The organism is Sphingobium jiangsuense (genome assembly GCF_014196495.1).
Taxonomy (GTDB): domain Bacteria; phylum Pseudomonadota; class Alphaproteobacteria; order Sphingomonadales; family Sphingomonadaceae; genus Sphingobium; species Sphingobium jiangsuense.
In genome coordinates this window covers 1-4,103 of record NZ_JACIDT010000049.1, presented here as the reverse complement: position 1 = coordinate 4,103, position 4,103 = coordinate 1, and the positions used below count along the sequence as shown (strand labels likewise).

General features: G+C 59.6%; 2 protein-coding genes. Both read left to right on the top strand.

Going from position 1 to position 4,103, the window contains the following annotated elements; translation table 11 throughout:
- Positions 1-122: 122 nt before the first annotated feature.
- Positions 123-3,032: a Tn3 family transposase gene (locus tag GGR43_RS23155; RefSeq protein ID WP_188074062.1), complete on the top strand. Its 2,910-nt coding sequence runs from the start codon at positions 123-125 to the stop codon at positions 3,030-3,032.
- 141 nt (positions 3,033-3,173) lie between these two features.
- Complete coding sequence (locus GGR43_RS23150; protein WP_006961816.1) at positions 3,174-4,040, top strand: recombinase family protein; 867 nt, start codon at positions 3,174-3,176, stop codon at positions 4,038-4,040.
- Positions 4,041-4,103: the final 63 nt, after the last annotated feature.

Genomic DNA, 4,103 nt, shown 5'->3' with positions numbered 1-4,103 from the left:
GGCCCAGTCGGCCCGAAGCTGCGATTTTGGTCATCTTGGAGAACACGTCGGGAACGGGCTGGTTGTTGTTGACGATCGCCCATGCGAGGAACGACGTTCCGCTCCGATAAGGGAGCGGCGTTATGAGCCTTGGCGTTTCGAGTGGGGATCTGATCGGCTCCTGGAGCCTGAGTTTTTCGGACATCGCGTTCGTGACCGGCAAAGCGGAGACGGCACGACTGGGATTGGCGGTTCAGCTTAGATTTTTCGCCGGGCATGGCTTCTTTGTGCCGGATCATGCGTCGATACCCTCCGACGGTGTCTTGTATCTGGCGGAGCAACTTGGTCTCGATGCCAAATCCGTGAACCACTATGATTTTTCCGGGCGCACCGCCCGCCGGCATTGCGCGGAGATTTTGCGGCATCTCGGGTTCCGCCGTATGACGCAGACGGATCGCAGGGCGTTGTCGAGGTGGATTTCCGACGATCTTTGTGCGGGCGGGCAGCCGATCAATGCCATGCTCGAGCATGTTTTCCTGTGGTGCCGCGACCGCCGTATCTATGGGCCGTCGCGCAAGGAGCTGGAACGCCTCGTCCGTTCGCAACGACACCTCTATCTGGAGGCCCTGTTGGCCCGAGTCCGCGATCGGCTTGCGCCGGATGCGGTCGCCTTGCTGGAAGCCTCGCTCGCCGATCCCGATGGCCCGACCGGCTTCAACACGATGAAGGGGGATGCAGGTCAGGCGACGCTCGAAAACATTCTTGGCGTGACCGCCAAACTCGCCTTTATCCAACGGCTTGCTCTTCCCCGAGATTTCCTATCGGTCACGGGCAAGGCATGGGTCGATCAGATCGTTCGCCGGGTTGCCGGCGAGAAAGCCTCGGAGATGCGCCGGCATGTACCGGCGCGCCAGCTCGGGCTCTATGCCGTTTATCTGATGGCGCGGGAAGCTCAGCTTACGGATGCGATGGTCGACCTGCTGATCGAGACGGTCCATAAGATCGGATCGCGCTCGAAACGCAAGGTGGTGGGCGATATCGCGAAAGACATCGAGCGGGTCTATGGCAAGGAGCGACTCCTGGTCGAGATTGCCAGCGCTTCGATCGACGATCCATCCGGGCGCATCTGCGATGTCATTTTCCCAATCGCCGGCAAGGACAAACTGGCGGCGATCATCAAGGAAAGCCAGGCAAAGGGCGCCTTGGATCGGCGGATCTACAAGGTGATGCGGAGGTCATGGGCCAATCATTATCGCCGTATGCTGCCAAGCCTGCTTTCGGCACTGGAATTCCGGTCGAACAACGCCATGTGGCGTCCGGTGCTGGCGGCCCTGGACTGGATCAGAAGCAAAGTGGATGATGGATGCCGCTACGTGCCGCCGCACGCAGTGCCGGTCGACGAGGTCATTCCGGCGAGATGGCGCAGTTCCGTCATTGATGAAGAGGGGCGCGTAAACCGGATCAGTTATGAGCTTTGTGTCCTCGCGCAACTGCGCGATCGCATCCGTTCTAAGGAAATCTGGGTTGCCGGGGCGGACCGATACCGCAATCCCGATGACGATCTTCCCAAGGACTTCGATGCGCGGCGAGAAGCATATTACACAGGATTGAACCTGACGGCGGATGCGCGTGCATTTTCAAGCGCCATCCGGGAAGAGCTTGCTCAGGAACTGTTGCTCCTCAATGCCAATATTCCCCGGAACGACAAGGTTCGGCTGCTGTGGCGCGGCGAGAACCGTATCTCTCTCACCCCGTTCAAACCCTTGCCCGAACCCAGGGGTCTCACCTCGATCAAGACCGAGATCGGCCAACGCTGGCCGATGACCGGGCTGCTCGACGTACTGAAGGAGGCTGCCCTTGATACGGGACTTCTCGAAGCGTTCGAAACATCGGCCTCGCGTGTTGCACTGCCGAAAACCGCGCTGGATCAACGTCTCCTGCTATGCCTCTACGGCTTGGGAACGAATGCCGGGCTCAAGCGGATCGCCGGCGCCACCCCCGATGTCAGCTATGAAGAGCTGCTGCATGTCCATCGCCGCTTCGTTCATGCCGCGGCGCTCAAGGAGGCGTGTGCCAGGGTTGCGAATGCGACCCTGGCAATCCGCAATGCCGCAGTCTGGGGAGACGCCGGCACGGCCTGTGCGTCAGATTCCACAAAGTTCGGAGCCTGGGATCGCAACCTGATGACGGAATGGCATGCGCGTTATGGTGGGCGGGGCGTCATGATCTACTGGCATGTCGAAAGACGCGCGACGTGCGTCTATTCCCAGCTCAAGCGCTGCTCTTCCTCCGAGGTCGCCTCCATGATCGAGGGCGTGCTGCGCCATTGCACCGACATGGAAATCCAGCGACAATATGTTGATAGTCATGGCCAAAGCGCGGTTGGCTTTGCATTTTGCCGGCTTCTCGGATTTGAGCTCGCACCCCGCCTGAAAGCGATCGCTCGCCAGAAGCTGGCTCTTCCCGATGTCGGCATGCGAACGCGGCTTCCCCACTTGCAGCCGATCCTCTCCAGTCCGATCAACTGGGATGAGATCGAGCAGCAATATGACGAGATGGTCAAATATGCAGCCGCCATGCAGACAAAAACCGCCGACCCGGAGGCGATCCTGCGCCGGTTCAGCCGCTCCGAGGTGATGCACCCGACCTACAAGGCGTTGAGTGAGCTGGGCCGCGCGGTCAAGACGATCTTCCTGTGCCGGTATCTGCGCGAGGAGTCCTTCCGCCGCGAAATTCATGAAGGCCTGAATGTCGTTGAAAACTGGAACAGTGCCAACGGGTTCGTTTTCTTCGGCAAGGGCGGCGAGATCGCCACCAACCGCATCGATGAGCAGCAGCTCTCGGTCCTGGCGCTACATTTGCTGCAAGCGTCGCTTGTCTATGTGAACACCCGAATGCTTCAGAGCGTGCTGGTGGAACCGAAATGGACGGGCCGGATGACGCCGGATGATTATCGCGGCCTCACACCGCTGATTTACAGCCACGTCAATCCTTATGGCCGCTTCGACCTCGATCTGAATAGCCGGATCGATTTTGGGCGGCTTGCTGCCTGACCGGGGCCTTTCGCTCGCACCATTTGGGTGCACCCGAACGTGACGATCGGAAGTGACATATACGACATGTCACAAAAGGGTGGTTCCGTCACCAATGTTACTGTACGAGGGCAAAGCCACCCTAATGTGACGGATTTGCCCATGACCCGCGTCGGCTACGCCCGCGTCAGCACCATCGACCAGGATCTCGACATCCAGGTTGCCCGGTTGAAGGCAGCGGGCTGTGAAATCCTCCGCTCCGAAACAGGCTCGGGCGCATCGCGCACTGGACGCACGGAGCTTGAGACGATCATGCAGTTCCTGCGCGCCGATGACGAACTCGTCGTCCTGCGTCTCGATCGGCTCGGTCGCTCCACACGCGATGTTCTCAATCTGGTTCATGAACTCGACCAGAAGGGAGCCTCATTGCGGGTGCTTGAGCCGGAGGTGACGACGGCCGGAAGCATGGGGCGGATGGTGATCACCATTCTGGGCATGGTCGCGGACATGGAACTGACGTTCATCAAGGACCGGCAGCGCGCCGGGATCGAGGCGGCGCGCGCCGAAGGCGTCTACAAAGGCCGGAAGAAAAACATCGATGACGATGAAATCCGACGCCGGATCACCGCCGGCGCGAGCAAGGCCAGCGTCGCGCGCGACCTCAAGATCTCAAGAATGACCGTCTATCGGGCGCTTGACGTCATTCCTTCAAGGATCGGGCTGCCGGAAAAGCCGCCTTCTGTCACCATCGCCCTGCATCTGACCATCGAGAACTTCAACAAGCATGGTCGTGGCAGAAAGCCCGCTCGCGAGCGCATTGAGGCGATGCTGGAGCGGGATTACCAGATGCAAAAGACCGGGAACTGCGATTACACGCTGACCGTCGCCTATGATCAGGGTGCCGATGGCGTCAGCCTCGATGATGAGATCGCATCTCTCCAGACAGAGATGTTCAACATCGCAGAGAGCTACAGGTGCTCGATCGAGACCGATGTTTACGAGATTGGAGGACAAGAGCGAGCCTGGTAGATCGCCATGTTCAATCTTTGTTCTTCAACATGGCCAAAATCGCAGCTTCGGGCCGACTGGGCC

What these genes read in the sequence shown, in the direction of transcription:
- GGR43_RS23155 (WP_188074062.1), top strand. Translation starts at nt 123, where the DNA reads ATGAGCCTTGGCGTTTCGAGTGGGGATCTGATCGGCTCCTGGAGCCTG.
- GGR43_RS23150 (WP_006961816.1), top strand. Translation starts at nt 3,174, where the DNA reads ATGACCCGCGTCGGCTACGCCCGCGTCAGCACCATCGACCAGGATCTC.